Raw genomic sequence first — 19564 nt, 5'->3', positions numbered from 1 at the left:
ATTTATATGATATAATAAATTCATTATGGAATCTATAACTATTAAGGCACCACCTGAAGTATCTGTCACTTCAAAGCGAAAGAGCCAGTCAATACCTGTTTATGCTTATGCAACAGTAATATCTTCAATCAGTATTATGATTGGGTTAGTGTGGGATATAAGCTGGCATACAAGCATTGGCCGGGATGGTCTTTTGTCTCCACCCCACCTGGCAATATATTTCGGAGGTATCCTGGCAGGTGTATTTTCAGGAATCCGGGTTTTAAAAACCTCCTTTTGGGGAAATGACCATGAAAAATCCAAAAGCCTGAAATTTTGGGGGATCTTTTATGGTTCTCTGGGTGCACTATTTTGCATTTGGGGAGCTTTTGCAATGTTAACTTCTGCTCCATTTGATGATTGGTGGCACAATACATACGGATTAGATGTTACTATTCTTTCACCGCCTCATACAGTTTTGTTGTTAGGCATGGTGACAATTCAATTTGGTGCAATGGTTAGTGTATTAGCCGTAAATAACAGAGCCCGGCAAATAGAAGATTATTCAAATAAAAGAAAAGCAAACATATTATTTGCGATATCCTCGGGGTTTTTGGTTTGTATGATCTTTACGATTTTAAGTGAGTTTTTTGGTAGACATGATATGCACAAAGCCTCTTTTTACCAGGTTGCATCAATGGCTGTCCCTCTGTTATTAGTCGCATTTAGCAGGTCTGCTCCTTCAAAATGGGGTGCTACACAGGCCACATTAGTTTATACAGTTTTTATGGCGGCCATGGTATGGATTTTACCATTATTTCCTGCAGAACCTCTCCTGGGTCCTGTGTTAAATCCAATAACTCATTACCAGGCTTTTGCTTTTCCGCTTTTATTACTATTTCCTGCCGTAGCAATTGATATTATTAATCAGCGTACACGAAATAAAAATAACTGGCTGAAGTCAATATATTTCAGTGTGGCTTTTGTAGCAGTGCTTTTTATCGTACAATATCCATTTGGTGACTTCCTAATGTCAGAATATGCAAGGAATTGGTTTTTTGGGACCGAAAGCTGGTATTTCGGGTCAAATCCTGACTGGGAATTCAGATACAGCTATGCTGATTACATGGAAACAAAAGGTCTGGATCTCTTAATTGGACTCCTGATTGCTATTGGATTAGGGTTAGTAAGTTCGAGAATAGGATTAAGATGGGGGAAATGGATGAATAACATTAAAAGGTGATATCAAAATCATGAAAAAGTCTTTATTATACATGGGCCTGTTTTTGAGCCTGATTCTTCTCCCATCACATATCGGGAGTCCCGGAGTGACGCTTGAAGGTGCAGCTGGTCCTTACAATCTAACGGTAGTTGTTAACTCACCTGATGTTATACCCGGAACTGCCTCAGTTGATATTTACACAACAGATAGAGGTATTGATTCTATTACAGTAAAACCGATGTACTGGTATGCTGGTACCAAAGGTACTCCTAAATCAGACCCGGCTTTACCAGTTGAAGGAGAACCAGGGCATTATAGAGCCGAAGTTTGGTTGATGAGTAGTGGAACAGCAGGTATATCAGTAAATGTCACAGGGAATGATGGAGATGGAGAAATTCTCGTCCCTGTTATGGCGGTTTCAACCGCCAAAAAAGAAATGGAGGCATCACTTGGATGGACATTAGCCGGACTGGGATTGTTTTTGGTAATTCTGATGACTACGATTATTAGTCTTAGTATAAAAGACAGCCAACGTGATCCCGGAGAAAAACCGGATAAGAATGCAAAAAGGAAAAGGTGGACTGGTGCATTTATTGGGATGATCATCCTGATACTAATATTGTGGGGAGGGAATAATTGGTGGAAAAGCTGGGCTAAAAACTACTCGAGGTATATGTACAAACCTTATACCGCCACTACTGAAATAAAGAACTCAAATGGGGTTCAGAAGCTAGTTTTTAACATTGATTCAACAAAATTGGAATCTTTATATTTAACCCGAAGTCTCAATTATCTTGTGCCTGATCACGGTAAGATCATGCATATGTTTTTATTGAGAGAAAACAAGTTGGATGTTTTTGCACACCTCCATCCTACCCGGGTTGATTCTTCTACCTTTGAGACAATAATTCCACCACTTCCACCTGGTAATTACTATGTTTTTACCGATGTATCAAGACTTAGTGGTTTTTCCGAAACAATAGCTGATACAGTTACAATAGGTACACCTTCAGAACAACTTATAAGCTCCTGGAGTGATTCATTGTTGATGGATGTTGATGACACATATTACATTACTGATCCTTTTATTAAGGATACCGAAAAAGATATTCTTCCTGGAGGAGATATTGTTATTTGCGGTAGCCCTGGTGAAAGGACTCGTTTGCCAGATAGTAGCTGGGTAACTCTGGAACTTCCTGAGGAAAAAGTTTTCAGGTCAGGTCAATTATATGATCTTACTATTGTTGTTGATGATCCGCAGGGCAATCCTGCCGAACTTCAACCTTATTTGGGAATGATGGGGCATGCAGTAGTATTCAAATCTGATGGGTCAGTCTACATTCATCTACATCCGGTTGGTTCTTATTCAACTGCTTCTCAACAAACAATGCTTTCCAGATTCCAGGGAGAATCGGGCATGGTCGATTGGGATAATCTTCCAGATCCTGAAATTTTTATGGACAGTGTTGATAATTACATAGCCTATCTGAATAAATTACCAGATAAGGAAAGAGAAGAAATCCTATTAGCAGACATGGATCACGACTATGATGTTAATGATCCTGAGCACGAAGAACATTCATCAGTTTCATTCCCTTATACATTTCCAACTCCCGGGAATTACAGGATCTACGTACAAATGAAACGAAATGGCAGAATATTAAACGGCGCTTTTGATGTAGTTGTTGAAGAATGACTTTCAATATTTTTTAAATAAAGGAACCATTATTATTTTAATGGTTCCTTTATTTAATATTCCTGATCAGGACCAGTTAATTCAAAATCCATTGATTCTATAATTTTTAACCTGTCGTAGTAGAAATGAACTTCATGAATTTTGTTGTTTATTATTAAAAAAGCTAAATGATAAGGAACTATAACGGAAATTCCATTTGTATGAGTATTCCGATTCTTTCCCCAGTTATAAATCCACTGTCCTTGGCTTTGTTCATCATATTCACCGACAAGCCATTTTTTTTCAATGATTTTGGGATTTAAAGTCATTCTTATTTCTTCCCAGAAATCTATATGACTATCCCTGTCCAACGATTGATTGCCTCCAAGATTATAAGCTGTCGAATTATCGGATAGCAATGATCTCATTGTATTCCAATCTGCTTCTTCATAGGCCTCAACAAAAATTTTTGCTGTTTCCAGTTCTGCTTGTCCATTTTTCAATTCATTATTCTGAGCCTGTAATTCGAAAAGAAATGCCGAAAAGAAAGAAAATACTATTAATATGGTCAGTTGCTTTTTCATGTCATACAATTTTAAATTTTATGATAATTACAATCACAAATCCTTACCTATTTAGCGAACTGATAAACTCTCTTTAACAGAAAAGTAATATTGATAAATTCTCTTAATAATTTTAACGAAAACAGATTATTGACGTTGCTATTATGATTAATTATATAAGCTATTGAGTCAAATTTCCCCCAGTTTAGGGTAGATAAAAAGATGTTACTTCAGGTTAAAAGTCTTTAGAAGTTCATCAGTATCCAGAGGCCTGGTATACATTGTTAATTTTCCATCCGGGTCAATTGGCCATTCTTTTTTGGGCTTATCCCAGTAAATTTCAACTCCGTTTTTATCCGGGTCATTAAGGTAAATAGCCTCTGATACTCCATGGTCGGCAAATCCTGTTAAGGGATATTTAGCTTTGAGTAGACGATCTAAAATGATAGCCAGGTCTCTCCTTTCAGGCATCAAAATAGCGGTATGAAATAAACCCGGTTGATGATTAGGGGCAGGTTTCTGGTTTTTACTGTACCAGACATTCAATCCGATATGATGATGGTAGCCTCCAGCGGAAATAAATGCTGCTTCATCCCCATATGTGGTGATTAATTCAAACCCAAGCAAGCCACAATAGAAATCGAGTGACTTTTTTAAATCGGATACTTTTAGGTGAACGTGACCTATTCTGGCTCCATCAGGGATTTTAAAATCATCAGACATTATTGCTTTTCCGTTAAATTAATAATTCTCACATGATCAAGCATAGCTTTATTTATTTCACCATCCATGTTTGTATTCCATTCTTCGAATATAACTTTGCCTGAATATACACCGGGTGATAAATATGTTTGGAAAACATTAGAATATCCCCAATCTGACCATTCGTCTGTACCTCGCTGTGGCAATACAACAACACCTTTGTAGGTATCATTAAGATAAAAACTACGAATAGCACAATTGTTATCAGTATTCCATGGTCCTGTTCCATTCGAATATCTGAAATCGATCAGATACCAGCTTTCCTCTTTTATATTAAGTTTAAATTCTACATCCTTATTTTTTGATTTTGATATCTCAATAAATCCTTCTCCTGTATAATTAGTATAATCTTTATCAGAAGGTTTTACATGATTTTCTAACTCGATATATGATATATTATCTTCAGGGATATTATAAAATGGTTCAGAAGTAAAAGAATGATATCCCATGGAATCTACTGCGCTCACCTTATATATATCCCCATCATTTTTATTCAATGGGATAGAATTTTTAACCGACCGGTCTTGTAAAGCCCCGTTTTTATAGATCAAATATTCTTTTGCCCCATCCATCGATTTCCATTGTAACTCGTTATTAACAAGTTTTACTCGAGGAGTAGGTAAAGAAAACAGATTAGGTTGTAGATTAATGCCATCCTGATCAAATGAGTTGTTTTTAAGAATGATTTCAATTGAATGTTTACCAGTTATGTCAGCCGATACAAAATTAATATCAGACTCTTTACCATCTATAAATATCTGTTCAATTTGATTCCCATATCCTTTTACTGAAATATTCAGCACTGCATCTCGATATTTAAAGTTTGTAAGCGTTTTTTCGCCTTTATAGCTTTTTGGAACAACTGGATTAAAATAAATTCCTTCCGGTTCAAAACTCATCCCCATAAAGACCCTGTGAACCATAGCAATATTACCAGCCATACTCCAGAGCATTCTATGAGAATTGATTTCAGTTCCTTTATAATCCCCTGTGCCAGCCACAAAGTTCTCGTAATTTGTAAGAAATAATCCGCAGGCTCTATATAAAGAAGCAAGACCATGATTAAGGACTTTTTCATTTCCTGCTTTGGCAGCAGCCAAATTCCAGTAAGATTGAACAAACGGCCAGATTCCATTATTATGATAAGGTGGAATTCCAGGGATCTGGGGATAAATACAGGTTACACCAAAAGGCGTTACCGGTGATCTCGATATTAATGTTTTCTGCTGTTCTTTACTTGCCACATCAAAAATAACTGACAGAGCAGAACCAAGTGCTTCAAATCTTGGTGACTGGTTGAGATAAGGTCTGCCATATAGATATTGGGCATGATATCCTTTGTCATCCATCCAGAGATAGTTATCAATCCCTTTCTTAATTCTTTTAGCTATCTCAGAGTATTTCTCATGTTCTTCTCCGAGCGCTTTCGCCATTTTACTTAAAATGATGTGCGCCTGATAATGGACAACATTTGTACCCAGGTTTTCTGAATAAAATATATCCCGGTTATCCATCCATTTGGGATAGGTCTGTTCCCGCCAGTCAAGAAATGATGATTCACCTTTATATAACCCTGTATTTGTATTAAATAGTGTTTTGCGATCATCTTCAAGGGTATTCTTAATTATTTCATAAGATTCTTTTAACCATTCTTGATCTCCGGTTACTTTATAGAGTTCCCAGGCAGCAAGAGCCCATGTTGTCCGGTCTGATGATACTGGCCAGGCACCACCTGAGCCTGTGTCCTGTATTATGCGACCTCTTTTTACTTTTCTCATGAGGCTGATTTTTGCTACTTTGGGTTCGTGATAGGCAAAGGCCAGGAAAATGGAATAACTAACATCCCTTGTCCAGACTCCTCCCCATTTAGCGCCTGTCCTCAAAGTACTATCAGGCTCAATGTTAAGGATAGCCTCTTCCAGTGAAAGATTATATATAGCATCTACTATAGGCTGGTTAGATTTATAACCTGGTTTTTGTGAAATATCTTCTGACAATTCCCATTTTTTATTGCTGGATTCAGTTTCATCGTAAGGATTAAGATTAACTGTAACCGTATAGATATGCTCTTCTCCGGATTTATTTAACTTTAATCCTTTGTCTTCCAGATTTACAAAATCCCAGGATAAGGGTTCAGCATTTCCTGCTATGTATACTCCTTTGAAATCATCTTCTGCGATTCTAGTGCCTTCATAGGTTTCGTAATATCCTTTTTCTTTGAAAGAGTTAAAAACAGGTGATAGATCCGCCTTAAACGTGTATTCATAATTGGTAGGCAATCCTGATTGAGGAACTTCAGTACTATCGACATACCGTTCCCCGAATGTTATAACTGGGGATTCATGTTCATCTGTAATAATGATAACATGATCTTCGCCAGGCGCAGATTCATTATCTTTCTGGTTAATGCTAAATTTAAAGTTTATTTTTCTGGAAAAGTTTTCTGAAGCAGGACTTTTGTAGTTAGACTGTATGGTTGAATCAGATATGACTCTGGCGAGATTTTCTCCCTGCACTACTTTGTCTTTGTATAGCGTGTATTCGTTATTGCTATACAAAATATCATTACTATTCGTCTCTTTTTCCTGATTTTCACAGGCGATAAAAATCATGATTGTTAAAAGGCAATATATCTTCCGCATAAACTAAATTTTATAGCGGTAAATTAATAATTCAATTCTGAATACGCATGTTAATGGGATTAGAAACTAACCATTTTTTGTATTGGCTGGTATGTATAATTAATCAGATTCTTTTAGCCATTCAATCGCTTTTTTTCTGTCAAGAAAAATTCTGGTTGGTTTTAAAGGTTTATTTAAACCAAGAAAAAAATTTCCAATCATTTTGCCTATTGGTTTTGTTACTATCAAAGCGCACTTAGTAAATGTTTTTGCATGATCTTCTCCTGCAAAATGTTTCCTGCATTCTTTAGACATGCTAATTACATTGGACAAGTCACATAATAAGGGTTTAGGGATTTTACCAAGTATCTCAGATGTAATCCTTGTGGATTCTAAACCATCTTCGTATGTCATTACCGTATCTGGGAAACATTCAGTTTCAAAAATTCCATCTTCATAAAGTGTGAATTTGATTTTAGAGTTTTCCCTAAAGTCAATAATACCGGGTGATATTTCCGAGGTAATTGCCTTGTTACTTACTTCTCCCATTTTCCTTTAAATTATTTAATATTATCATTAACACCTATTGTAAAATAAAAGTTTGATCCTTTACCTTCTTTAGATTCTACCCATATATCTTCACCTGTTGATTGAAGTAAATTTTTAACAGTAGCAAGCCCTATGCCCTGGCTTTCATGGGTTCCCTCAGGATCATATTTATGAAATAATTCGAAAATTTTATCCTTTTCGTCAAACGGAATACCCGGACCATTGTCTATTACTGAAATTACTGCTTTGTTCTCTTTTTCAGTAACCTTTATTTTTATTTCGCAATTCGGTTTATCACAATATTTAACTGCATTACTTATAAGGTTGCGTAAAATTCTAAGTAAAATTGTTCTGTTAAACTCAATTTTCTTTTCAAAATGATCTACCCTAATTGTAATATTGTCTTCATAACGGTCTGTTTCTATTATTTCATTAACTATTTCCTTTAGATTGACCTCACTTTTTAATTCTGTGGGATCTGCAACGACTGAATATTCAAGAATACCATGTACTAAGTTTTTCATTTTATCAACAGTACTGGCTATTTTAACAATTATGTCCTGTGCGTCACTATTTTCTTCGCTTACCGTATTAGCTAATAAATAAACCAATCCTGACAAAGAATTTAAAGGTGATTTCAGATCATGAGCAGTGCTATAAGCGAATTGCTCAAGTTTCTTATTGGTTTTATCCAATTGCTCTTTCTCAACAGTGTTATCTTTCAATTCTTCGCTTAACATGTTAAGACCAAGTGATATGGCATCGAGCCTATCATTATTTTTACTAACAGGTAATTTATGATCTAAATCTAGTGCCGCAATCCTTTCAATCATTTCAAGAATTTGGGAAAGCCTTTCATCTTTAGACATAATATTTTGTGCTATACAATTCAAATGATCATTACTAAAATAAAAAATTAACTAAATGATTTTTATAAGATAATACATTTTATATAACAATATAAATTTTTTGTAGAATTATAGTCAGGCATAATTATAATTCTAATTGAGCTAAAAACTCCTTACATTATTCTTTATTTATGTATAATGATATATTTATAACGAATAAGACATACTGATAACCGTTATAATATGCGAATTGTTTAATATATTGATATCAGTTAAAACCAATCAAATTAACCAATGAAAAATTTACTATACCTATTTGTTTTTTTTATTATAGCCTGTTCTTCGGCTAAAGTAGTTAGTTCCTGGAAGGATCCGGACACAACAATTAGGGAAACTAATTATGAAAAAGTAATGATAGCTGTACTAGCTTCTAACGAAGGAAGACGAAGGGCCGCTGAGGATTTTTTAGCTCAAAAATATCCAAAGCTTTCCCCCTCTTATCAGGTCTTCAGTGGAGTTGATGAAAAAAGCATTGATAAAGAACAAGTTAAAAACATTCTTACCAATCAAGGATTTGATGCAGTTATAGTAATGAGGTTAGTTGATGTATCAAAAGAGACAAATTATGTCCCTGGATCTTATAGTGGTGGATTTTATGGCTACTATGGATCATATTGGGGTGGTTATTATAACCCTGGATATTATTCTGAAGACACAAAATATACTGTATCGACAGATGTATTTTCCCTGAAAAAAGATAAACTAGTCTGGTCCGCTGTTACTGAGACATATAATTCTACTAAAATTGAAACGACTATTGAGGGTATAGCCTATTCTGTAACTAAAGAAATGAAGTCAAAGGGATTTTTGCAATAGAGTAAATTAAAAAGTCACGACTTTTATGGTCGTGACTTTTTAGAATAATTATAATTCCTCAGTTACTTTACCGCAATTCAGCATTTTGTCTCCAAAATATGGATTCATTACTTCTTTTTCAGAACTGATCCAGCTGGCACCCTTATTATTAAATGCCATTGGGCAATATTGCTGATAGAGTGGCATATCAAGTTGGGTTGATTTAATCATTTTATAAACAACCTCAGATAGGTCTTCGAAAGCTTTTCTTTGCTGTTCGATATCAGATGAATTGGCAATTGTGTTGCTAGCTTTAGATAATGCTTCCATTTTATCAACCTGATTTTCATTGATAAAAACATGTAGAGACTTTGCTGCCTCTGCTGTTTTTTCCCTATCAGATTCAACTAATGAATTTTTTATTTTTAAATATTCATTTACTATTGCTTTTGCTGTTGCAGGATCAGCATTCATCTCATAGGAAATTTCTTCTGTTCCTTCAGTGTTATGATCATCATTCATATCTGCATTGTGTTCATGATTTTCGTGCATTTCTCCATCATGCTCATGCATCTCTGTTTCATTTTCAGATGTTTCACTTTCTGAGCTTCCTCCGCAAGACATTACGAATAAAGACATTACAAGTAAAAAACTTAATCCTGAAATTAATCCTGATTTTTTCATTGTTTTGTTAGTTATCTATTGAGTTTAAAATTAAAAATATTATCGTTAGAGCTCCTAAAATTACCCACAAAATATTTTTGATTATCCGGGATGATTTAGAAGGCTTTTTAGCGTTATTTTCGGTTTTACAACAATCCTTCATTAGTTGATCTTTCCTTTTACTTCACCACAGGTAAGCATTGCATCACCAAAATATGGATTCCTGATTTCTTTATCAGCACTTAACCAATCAGCCCCATTATTACTGTCAGCCATTGGGCAATGCTGAATATAATATTCCTTAGATCCGGAGTTGAAAATCTCAGCAACTTCAATAATTTGGTTTGATATTGTTATAAACGTATCTCTCGCTTTATCGATATTATCAGCTTTCGCGAATAATTCTAGTGATTTAGATAAGTTTTCTTTGTATTCATCAAACAAGGTTTTAGCTTCTCCTGAAAAGTTATTTAGATTTACTGTATTAAGATTTGTTATTAATTTATTAGCAAGGTTTCTGGCTGAATTTAAATCATCATTAACAAGACTGTTTTTTAAATCTAAATACTGGTCTATCAACGTTTTAATTTGTTCTTTACCATTAATGTTAACTTCATCTTCCAGATTTAAACCTGATACATTTCTATTCATCATACTTGGTTTGTCAGCTAATTGTGCGGCAGCATCTACGCTAAAGGTGCCATTAACAACAATTTCTTCACCAGGACTTAAACCATCTAAAACAATATATTGATCATTAGCCTGTGGCCCAAGGGTGACTTCTCTGAGTTGAAATCCTGTTTTAGTTTCACTATCTGCCCTGACATATACTACGGACCGTGTACCAGTCCATAAGACCGCAGATTCAGGAATCATTATTGATTCGTCAATGTTTTCAACTTGTGCATCAACTATTCCTGTAGCAAACATTTCAGGTTTAAGTCTGTTATCAGGATTTTTTACAGTTACCCTTGCAGATGCTACTCTTGTTTGAGGGTCAATTACGGGATCAATGTAATCAATGATCGATTTATAGGTTTTACCTGGGATGGATCTGATGGTAAAAGTAATAGAATCTCCTTCATCAACCCAGGGTAGATCACTTTCATAAAGGTCAAACATAACCCAGACTGTAGAGAGATCAGCCAGCTCATATAATGCTTCGCCCTGTTTAACATGATCACCAATATTTACAGTCTTTTCAACTACATACCCGGATTCATCTGCGGTAATAGGGAATTCGGTTCTTACCCTGCCTGATTCAGCAATATTCTCGATCTGCCTTTCACTTAATTTCCAGTTTTTCAGTTTTCTCTTGGTTGATTCATATAATGAAGGTTGAGATTCCCTGATCTTTTTTGCTTCAAATAATTCTTCCTGAGCAGTCACCAACTCGGGAGAATAGATGTATGCTATTACCTGTCCCCTTTTAACTCTTTCTCCGGTAAAATTGACATTCAGCCGTTCAATTCTTCCGGGTATATGGGCAGTTTGCAAGAAAACTTTCCTTTCATCCTGCTTTACCTTACCTGTTAGCCTTAATACTTTGCCGGCGTTGCCTCTTGCTACTGTCATTGTTTGAATGTTTGCGAGTTGCATTGCAGTTTCTGACATCGTAACAACATCGGGATCAATTCCTTCTTCTCCACCTTCCTCAACGGGTATAAGATCCATCCCGCAAATAGGACAGTCCCCTGGTTCATTTTGCCTGATCTGAGGATGCATTGAACAAGTATAGATGGTTTCTTCAGAATGATCATGTTGCTCAACCTTTGTTTCTTTTTCTTCATCATCAGAACCACCTATGAATAATCCCGATAATACACCGATCAACAGCATAAAAATGCCGTATATTATTAATTTATATTTATTTGAAAGTTTCATTTTCATTTCTCGTTTTGTCAATGAATTCTTATTCAGTCGCTGTATCTAAATTATTACCTAAATAGTAATCGAGTTCAGCTTCGGCAATCTTATATTCTTTTATTACCTCTAATTGAAGTATCTGGTATTCTAACAGCTCTTGCTGCATTCTTAAAAGTTCTTCAAAATCCTCACTATTATTGGCATAAGACCGATATTGCAAACTAAGCATTTGCTTTAAGTGACTGATCTGCTTTTGATACAAGTCCAGTTTATCCTTTACTTTAGCCAACTCAAATTTTGACATATAATAGGCTGACTGAAAATCATTAATTGCCTGCAACCTCATTTCTTTATACGAATTTGACATTGCCCGGGCTTCGTTTTTAGCAGCCCTGTATTTTCCTCCGAATATAGGCAGGGAAATACTGACCATTGGCATGATTACATCTTTACCGCTATCTTCCACGGGCATCCTGGCCTTGTCAACAATCACATAGTCCAGACCAATCCCAAATCCGGGCTTACTTTGAGCTTCAATCGCTTCAATTTCCGCTTCTGAAGCTGCAGCCTGCATCTCAAGTGACTTAATCTTGGAATGATTATAGAAGGTAGAGTCTGAAATTATCTTTATCTCATCTTCGGAAATAGTCACAGTATCAGCAATCTGAAAAATAGTATCGACAGGCCAGTCCATTACTGAATTAAACCCCGCTCTTAATGGTTCTTCCTGATTCCTGAGGATTTCAATTTCAGTCTCAGATTTATTGATCAAAAGGTCGGTTCTTAAAACATCTACCAGAGGCACTTTTCCATTCTCAAACTTTATCTGTGCTATTTTTTTATATGATTTAAGAAGACTAATATTTTCTTCAAGCAGCGTGATCTTTTTATCCAGTTCATATAATGGGTAGTAATATCCAGCCAGCTTTTGATATAAAAGACTTTTTGCATTCTGAAACTCAAGAAACTGTGCATCTGCAGCAATTGCAGCAGCATCTCCCTTCGCTTTTAAAGTGCCAAACCATGGAAACATTTGACTAAGGGAAAACTTAGCTCTTTGAGGACCTACTCTTGTTTCTACTGGTGAAATAAAATACCCAAAAGAAAGTGTAGGATCTGGTAAACTATTAACCTTATCAACTCTTTCAAGAGCAGCTTCAAACTGATAATACTTAGCTTTTACTTCCGGATTATTCTCCAAAGCGATCTTATAATATTCATCAAATGTCTGGCTATATGTCGTTATACAAGTTAAAACCAATAATAACAGAGACACAGCCCCCTTCTGAATGGTTATATATTTAGTTTTCATTTCAGGCCTCATCTTTTTGAATTAATTTTCTTTCTTCTCTCCAGCTGTAGATAACCGGAACAATAAAATAAGAAATAGCAGATACCAACATTCCCCCAAAAGCAGGTATTGCCATCGGTATCATGATGTCCGATCCTCTGCCTGAGGAAGTCAGGATTGGTAAAAGAGCGATAATAGTAGTAGCTGATGTCATTACAGCAGGAGTAATTCGCTTCTTACCTGCCTCAATAACTGCTTCACGAACTGATTCTCTGGTGTTTGTTTTATTCCTGTCAAAACTTTGATCCAGATACGTTGCCATCAAAACACCATCATCGGTAGCGATACCAAATAAAGCAATGAATCCTACCCATACAGCCACACTTAAATTGATTGTATGTATCTGAAATACATCTCGGAAATTAACACCAAAGAGGTCTATATTGCCAAACCATTCATATCCATATAACCAGATCAGCATAAATCCACCGCTAAAAGCCATAGCTATGCCAGTAAACACCATTAAAGTTGTAGATACAGATCTAAATTGGAAGTAAAGAATCAGAAACACTACACCAAGTACCACAGGAACAATAATTGAAAGCCTCTTTTCTGCTCTGACCTGGTTTTCATATGTGCCTGAAAACTTATAGCTAACACCCTGTGGAACTTTTAAGTCCCCGGCGTTTATGGCATTTTCGATTGCAACCTGGGCATCGTTTACCACTTCCACTTCAGAAAAACCAGAGTTGCGGTCAAATAAAACATATCCTGTCAGGAATGTTTCCTCACTTTTAATTGCCTGTGGTCCTTTCACATATTCAATGTCTGCAACCTGATTTAGTGGAATCTGAGTTCCTGTTGGTGTCGGCAATAAAATATTACTTAAGGAGGTAGGGTCGTCTCTTAATTCCCTTGGATACCTGACTCTAACAGGAAACCTTTCTCTTCCTTCCACAGTTGTAGTAACCTGCATTCCACCCACAGCAGTTTCAAGCGCTTCCCTAATATTTTCTATTGTTAGTCCGAATCTGGCAGCTTCATCTCTTTTGATATCAAATTGTAAATAAGGCTTTCCTACAATTCTATCTGCAAAGACAGCTTCTTTTTTTACTGAAGGAACATTTTTCAGAATTCCCTCCAGTTTCATTCCAAATCTTTCAATAGTCTTTAAATCAGGCCCATAAACTTTGATTCCCATGGGGGCTCTCATGCCTGTTTGCAACATAACTAACCTTGTCTCAATAGGCTGAAGCTTTGGTGCCGAAGTTACTCCAGGTATTTTTGTAACCTTTATGATCTCCTCCCAGATGTCATCCGGAGTTTTGATATGATCTCTCCAGTTTCTGAAGTAATCACCATTCGGTTCTTCTACCAGGTAATCTTGAATATTATTTTTTATTTGTTTATTCAACTGGTGCTGAAGACTGGTTTCCAGTAATTCATTATCACTATTGTAAAAAACACTTTCAGATTTATCGTAATATATACTGCCATTTGTGTTAGCAAGCCCAGTTAAAATAAAGCGTCCTTTTTTATCAGTTTTAAACCTGATCTTGTGGCCATCTTCGTTGGTAATATATTCAGTTTTATAGTTAATGACGTTTTCGAACATGGATATCGGGGCAGGATCCAACGCTGATTCTACCCTGCCTAATTTACCGACAGTAAGTTCAACTTCCGGAATGTTGGTCACCAGCATATCCATTTGAGCTAAAACCTCTTTGTTATATTCAATGCCAGAATGAGGCATAGAAGTAGGCATTAATAAAAAACTCCCTTCATCTAACGCAGGCATAAATTCCTCTCCTATACCTGGGAATGTATGAGTTAGTGAAGACCATACTTCTGTTTTTCGAATATCAATTCCGATTTTTTCAATCCCTGTTCCTATAAATCCAAAGATTGCATTAAATCCAAGCCAGATATTTAAGGCTAGAATAATTAACACTAATGGAATTGATAAAAACAGCTTTTTATTTTCAAGACAGAAAGTAAGAATATTAGCATAAAACTTTTCAAGCAGTATAAAAGCTCCTAAAATAAGTGTAACCAATACGCTGACAAACAGGATGTTTCCGAATAAACTAATTCCCGCTCCCAGAGGAAGCCAGTAATAGCTAAGAAAAATCACTACAATCAAAATACTTAATACCAGCTCAAAATTCGAATAGAACTTCTTTATTACAACTCTGCCTTCAAGCTTATTTTCAGGGAGAACAGTTGCTTTTAATAATCCGGATAATCCAAATAACAATAAAGCAAGCCCAGCCCAGATATAGCCATAAACGCCTGATATTATTGCCATAATAATCAATGCGGAGTTTAGGATGATACTAGTTCTTTTTGATTTAACTCTTATACCGAACACAAAATGAGCAAGTGAAGGAAGAAGAAATAGAGCAACAAGTAATGCAGCAACCAGAGCAAATGATTTAGTCCAGGCTAATGGGCGAAACAATTTACCTTCTGCAGCCTGCATAGCAAATACGGGTATAAAACTGACTATTGTTGTTGAAACTGCTGTTAATATAGCAGAACTAACTTCAGCGGCACCATCGTATACAGCCTCTTTTACATTTTTAAAGTGATTTTTTGATTTTCTCTTTTCCGGATCATCTAAACCATACTCATTAAACTTTTTAATAATGTTTTCTGAAAGAATAACCCCTAAATCGATCATCGTACCAATTGCAATGGCGATACCCGAGAGAGCAACTATATTGGCTGTAACGCCAAAATAACGCATTGCTATGAAAACCATCAAAACTGCTATCGGTAGCAACACCGAAATTAACATTGAGGCTCTCAGGTTAAGAATCATTACTATTACAACCAGAATTGTAATTAATACCTCAAGTGAAAGAGCTTCTTCCAGTGTACCCAGGGTTTCGTGAATTAACTCAGATCTGTCATAAAAAGGGACGATGGTTAGTTGACTTTCCGTGCCATCTGCGAGGGTTTTCGAAGGAAGTCCCTGTGAGATCTCATTAATCTTACTTTTGACATTATTTATTACCGCCAGAGGATTGGAACCATATCTGGCTACCACAACCCCACCGACAACTTCTGCCCCATCTTTGTCAAGAATTCCTCTTCTTTGTGCCGGCCCTAATGTCACTCTGGCTATGTCTTTGACCCTGATGGGGATATTATTTTGTACATCAACGACAGCTAATTCAAGGTCTTCCAGTGATTTAATATACCCAAGCCCTCTGACAAGGTATTCAGCTTTATTTATTTCGACTGTTTTAGCTCCAAAATCCTTATTAGACTCCTGCACAGCCATCATTACCCTGGTCAGAGGTATATTGTAAGCTTTTAATGCATCAGGATTTACATCAATTTGATATTCTTTAACAAATCCCCCAATAGAAGCTACTTCTGATACTCCTTCGGCTGAATTGAGAGAATATTTAACATAAAAGTCCTGTATTGTTCTGATTTCATGTAAGTCCCATCCACCTGTTGGATTTCCTTCTTTATCTCTACCTTCGATGGTGTACCAGAAAATTTGCCCTAGAGCTGTGGCATCAGGACCTAAAGAAGGCTGAACATCTTCGGGTAATAAACCAGATGGTAGTGAATTAAGCTTTTCAAGAATCCTTGATCGTGACCAATAGAACTCAATATCTTCATCAAAAATTACATAAATGCTACTAAAGCCAAATATTGAGGTACTTCGTATTGATTTAACTCCTGGAATTCCAAGTAAATAGGTTGTTAATGGATAGGAAATCTGATCTTCAATATCCTGTGGAGATCTTCCCGGCCATTTAGTAAATACGATTTGCTGATTCTCACCGATATCGGGTATAGCATCAACAGGCACGGGATCAGATGGAAGGAAATCAGTTTTCCAACCAAAGGGGGCAGTGACAATACCCCATGCGACAAGACCTGAAAAAACAAGTATTGTCACTAATTTATTATCTATAAAATATTTTATTACTTTATTTAGCATCCTGATTAAGAGTTACCATACAATGAAATATTACTAAAGATTTTATAAGATCTTTAAATGTATTGTTGGTGAATTGATGCTATAAAAGAAATGCCTCATGCATGACGGTAAGGTCATTTATTACAGGAGGTAGAAATGGTTTTCGTAGGTTTGAATTTAAATCATCTGAAGTTATTACCTCAGGAGAAAAGGCAACTAGGAATGATGTGATAAATACGTAATTATAACTATCTAAGGAAACTTTTGAGGGAACCGTTATATCATCCGTTTCAATTGACTGATAGTGGTTATCACAACATTTTGGGCCTTTTAAAATGGTTTGATTAGGGTTTTGATCATGATATCCTTCATGAGTATTTTCCAACTCCATACCACAATCAAGATTTTTTGATCCAAAAGTAATTTCAGAAAGCATTGGTATGCCACCGCAAATATGAGTGGCCATTGTCAGGCTGCTGTTCCCAAGCAACAAAATTAAAATAAGCGATATGGAAATTACTCGTTTCAAATCAGATTATTAACGACCCAAATATATAATTAGTTGCGTTAAATTAAAATATAAGCTGATTAATATTTGTTAATCTATTTTATTTTTTAATTTTTTCAGATTGAATGAAAGAATGATCTCAAATATTCCGATTGCAATAAATGTTACAGCTGTCCAGATTACTACAGTGGCCCCTGCAATTATCGGGTTCCAAAGCAGAATAAATGCAAGGATTACTCCTATTATCCCGATAGCCAGCATCCAACCCCAGTTGGGACTTTGATACTTTCTGATTTCCATGGACCAACTTACAGAAAGCATAGATCTGAATAAAAGAGCAAAGCCAACTATAAAAGCCAGCACGATCATTCCTATTTCAGGCCTGGATAGAATTATAATCCCGATTAAGACATCTAAAATACCTCCAGCTAATGACCATCCCCAGCTATCTAATTCATGGCGATTAGCTATTGCATAGATAATTTCAATGATTCCAGTAAAAAGAAATGTTATACCAAAAATAAAAGCCAGGGTAACATATGCATCAACAGGATTAGTAAATACATAGGCTCCTACCAAAATTAATAATAATCCTATGATTAAGTGTAAATACCAATGTTTGATAGTTGTTCTAACTGTTTTTGTAAATTCACTCATAGATTGTTCCTTTTTTTATAATATAAGTCGTATCGTATATAAAAACAAACGGACTGACAGAAATGTCAGTCCGCTCAATTATAAGACTTAAAACCAAATTATTTGAACTTCTCCACATCATCACTGAGATCATAAACAGTAGTCTCAGGTATTTCTTTTTGTAGTAAACTAGAACCGATCGCGGATCGGTAGCCTCCTGCACAATGAACCACAATCGGTTTGTCTGTAGGTATTTCGTTTATCCGATCTTTTAGTTCAGGAAGTGGAATAGCTATTGCATTATCAAAATACAGGCCTTCTTCCGTTTCAGAATTGTTTCTGATATCAACTATAGTATATTTTTCTTTATTGTTTTTAAATTCATCCAGGTCAAGTTTTTTATCAGTAACATCCTTTTCTCCATTTATGGAATAGGTGCCTAATAGTCTTCCTTCATATCCAATTTTAGAAACCCTTTTCTTCGTCTTTTCAATTTGATCAGTGTTATCTCCTATCAGGTAAAAAGGACTTTCGGGGTTAACTATCGATCCCAACCAGGTTTCAAATTTATCTTCTTCACCAGCCTGTATATTAATTGCTCCTTTTAGATGTCCTTCTTTAAAATTGTCCTCATCTCTGACATCAACCAAAACTGCATCTTTTTTAATCTCAGAAGTATTCTTTACAACCGGAATTTTATTGAGTGTTTCTTCAATTGATCCGGCCCCACTCCTGTTCATATCTACATCAAATGGGAAATACATTGGAATAAAGGGCTGTCCTTCAAGAAAAGCCTCAATAAACTTATCTTTATCTTCTACTTTAAATGCCCAATTAGTTTCTTTTTGTTTACCTATAGTTGAATCCAGCTCGTCACTCATATTTTTCCCACACAAAGAACCGGCTCCATGCGCAGGATAAACTATTACGTCATCATTCAGATTCTTAAATACGTTATTAATAGTGTCATACATCATTCCAGCTAATTCTTTTCGGCTTAACTGGATATTTCCGGCTCCTTCACGAAGATCAGGACGACCTACATCTCCTATAAATAATGAATCACCAGTAAATACTGCATGTTCCTTACCATCACTGTCAATTAATAAGTAGGAATTGTGATCTGGTGAATGTCCGGGTGTAAATAAGGCTTTTATTACTAGGTCGCCAATTAGAACCTCTTCATTATGTCTTAATGGTTCAAATTTATAATCTACACCAACATCCGGGTTTATATAAATTCGTGCCCCGGTTTTTTCTTTCAATTCAAGGTGACTACTGACAAAATCCGCATGCGGATGTGTCTCAAATATTGCAATTAACTTTGCATCTTTTTTCTTCAAATAATCTAAGTACGGTTGTGGATCTCTGGCTGGATCGACAACTGCTGCTTCATTATTATCTATTATTAAGTATGATGCCTGAGCTAATGGCTTGTCGTAAAATCTTTTGATTTCCATGTTAGTAATTGTATAGTTGGATTTAAATTGATTCTACTTATTATAACGTTAACTAATACCAGATGTTAGTGATTTTAGTCACATTAGAGAATAAGATAACTTCTTTAAGTAGATTGATGTAAA

The 19564-nt window shown here is 35.7% G+C and carries 15 protein-coding genes; 3 read left to right on the top strand and 12 right to left on the bottom strand.

Features of this window, described 5'->3' with window-relative positions; genetic code table 11:
• The first annotated feature begins 25 nt into the window (after positions 1-25).
• Both OO013_RS08580 and OO013_RS08575 read left to right on the top strand, forming a co-directional pair.
• Positions 26-1222 carry a hypothetical protein gene (locus OO013_RS08580; protein ID WP_266056384.1) on the top strand — a complete coding sequence of 399 codons (1197 nt, stop codon included), beginning with the start codon at positions 26-28 and terminating at the stop codon, positions 1220-1222.
• Positions 1223-1232: 10 nt separating this feature from the next.
• Complete coding sequence (locus OO013_RS08575) at positions 1233-2897, top strand: DUF8832 domain-containing protein (RefSeq protein WP_266056382.1); 1665 nt, start codon at positions 1233-1235, stop codon at positions 2895-2897.
• Positions 2898-2950: 53 nt separating this feature from the next.
• Here OO013_RS08575 and OO013_RS08570 read toward each other — a convergent pair whose 3' ends face one another.
• The 5 genes from OO013_RS08570 to OO013_RS08550 all read right to left on the bottom strand — a co-directional run bounded on the left by OO013_RS08570 (position 2951) and on the right by OO013_RS08550 (position 8240).
• A complete protein-coding gene (locus OO013_RS08570; RefSeq protein WP_266056380.1) occupies positions 2951-3460 on the bottom strand; it encodes a nuclear transport factor 2-like protein in 510 nt (169 codons plus the stop codon).
• Between the two features lie 204 nt (positions 3461-3664).
• Positions 3665-4162, bottom strand: a complete 498-nt coding sequence (locus OO013_RS08565; protein WP_266056379.1) for a VOC family protein — start codon at positions 4160-4162, stop codon at positions 3665-3667.
• The gene (locus tag OO013_RS08560) at positions 4162-6843 is read right to left on the bottom strand and encodes an alpha-L-rhamnosidase-related protein (RefSeq protein WP_266056378.1); all 2682 of its coding nucleotides are present in this window, start codon (positions 6841-6843) and stop codon (positions 4162-4164) included. Before OO013_RS08560 ends, OO013_RS08565 begins: the two co-directional genes overlap by 1 nt.
• Positions 6844-6942: 99 nt before the next feature.
• Positions 6943-7371, bottom strand: coding sequence for a DUF7793 family protein (locus OO013_RS08555; RefSeq protein ID WP_266056377.1), 429 nt, complete (start codon positions 7369-7371; stop codon positions 6943-6945).
• An 11-nt stretch (positions 7372-7382) separates the two neighbouring features.
• Positions 7383-8240, bottom strand: a complete 858-nt coding sequence (locus OO013_RS08550) for a sensor histidine kinase (RefSeq protein ID WP_266056375.1) — start codon at positions 8238-8240, stop codon at positions 7383-7385.
• Positions 8241-8513: 273 nt separating this feature from the next.
• Between OO013_RS08550 and OO013_RS08545 the strand changes: the two genes are divergently transcribed.
• On the top strand, positions 8514-9095 hold the full coding sequence (locus OO013_RS08545; protein WP_266056373.1) for a hypothetical protein: 582 nt from the start codon (positions 8514-8516) through the stop codon (positions 9093-9095).
• A gap of 48 nt (positions 9096-9143) precedes the next feature.
• On the opposite strand, the gene OO013_RS08540 is transcribed toward OO013_RS08545, so the two are convergent.
• The 7 genes from OO013_RS08540 to OO013_RS08510 all read right to left on the bottom strand — a co-directional run bounded on the left by OO013_RS08540 (position 9144) and on the right by OO013_RS08510 (position 19441).
• On the bottom strand, positions 9144-9758 hold the full coding sequence (locus OO013_RS08540; protein ID WP_266056372.1) for a DUF3347 domain-containing protein: 615 nt from the start codon (positions 9756-9758) through the stop codon (positions 9144-9146).
• 141 nt (positions 9759-9899) lie between these two features.
• Complete coding sequence (locus tag OO013_RS08535) at positions 9900-11621, bottom strand: efflux RND transporter periplasmic adaptor subunit (protein ID WP_266056371.1); 1722 nt, start codon at positions 11619-11621, stop codon at positions 9900-9902.
• Positions 11622-11649: 28 nt separating this feature from the next.
• The gene (locus OO013_RS08530) at positions 11650-12915 is read right to left on the bottom strand and encodes a TolC family protein (protein ID WP_266056370.1); all 1266 of its coding nucleotides are present in this window, start codon (positions 12913-12915) and stop codon (positions 11650-11652) included.
• Between the two features lies 1 nt (position 12916).
• Positions 12917-16858: an efflux RND transporter permease subunit gene (locus OO013_RS08525; RefSeq protein ID WP_266056369.1), complete on the bottom strand. Its 3942-nt coding sequence runs from the start codon at positions 16856-16858 to the stop codon at positions 12917-12919.
• Positions 16859-16937: 79 nt separating this feature from the next.
• Positions 16938-17366 carry an HYC_CC_PP family protein gene (locus OO013_RS08520; protein ID WP_439651830.1) on the bottom strand — a complete coding sequence of 143 codons (429 nt, stop codon included), beginning with the start codon at positions 17364-17366 and terminating at the stop codon, positions 16938-16940.
• A 69-nt stretch (positions 17367-17435) separates the two neighbouring features.
• The gene (locus OO013_RS08515; RefSeq protein ID WP_266056367.1) at positions 17436-18002 is read right to left on the bottom strand and encodes an HdeD family acid-resistance protein; all 567 of its coding nucleotides are present in this window, start codon (positions 18000-18002) and stop codon (positions 17436-17438) included.
• A gap of 98 nt (positions 18003-18100) precedes the next feature.
• Positions 18101-19441 carry an MBL fold metallo-hydrolase gene (locus OO013_RS08510; protein WP_266056366.1) on the bottom strand — a complete coding sequence of 447 codons (1341 nt, stop codon included), beginning with the start codon at positions 19439-19441 and terminating at the stop codon, positions 18101-18103.
• Between the last annotated feature and the right edge of the window lie 123 nt (positions 19442-19564).

Origin of the sequence: Mangrovivirga halotolerans (genome assembly GCF_026241165.1) — a bacterium.
In the GTDB taxonomy this organism is placed as follows: domain Bacteria; phylum Bacteroidota; class Bacteroidia; order Cytophagales; family Cyclobacteriaceae; genus Mangrovivirga; species Mangrovivirga halotolerans.
This window is presented reverse-complemented; position numbering and strand designations above follow the sequence as displayed.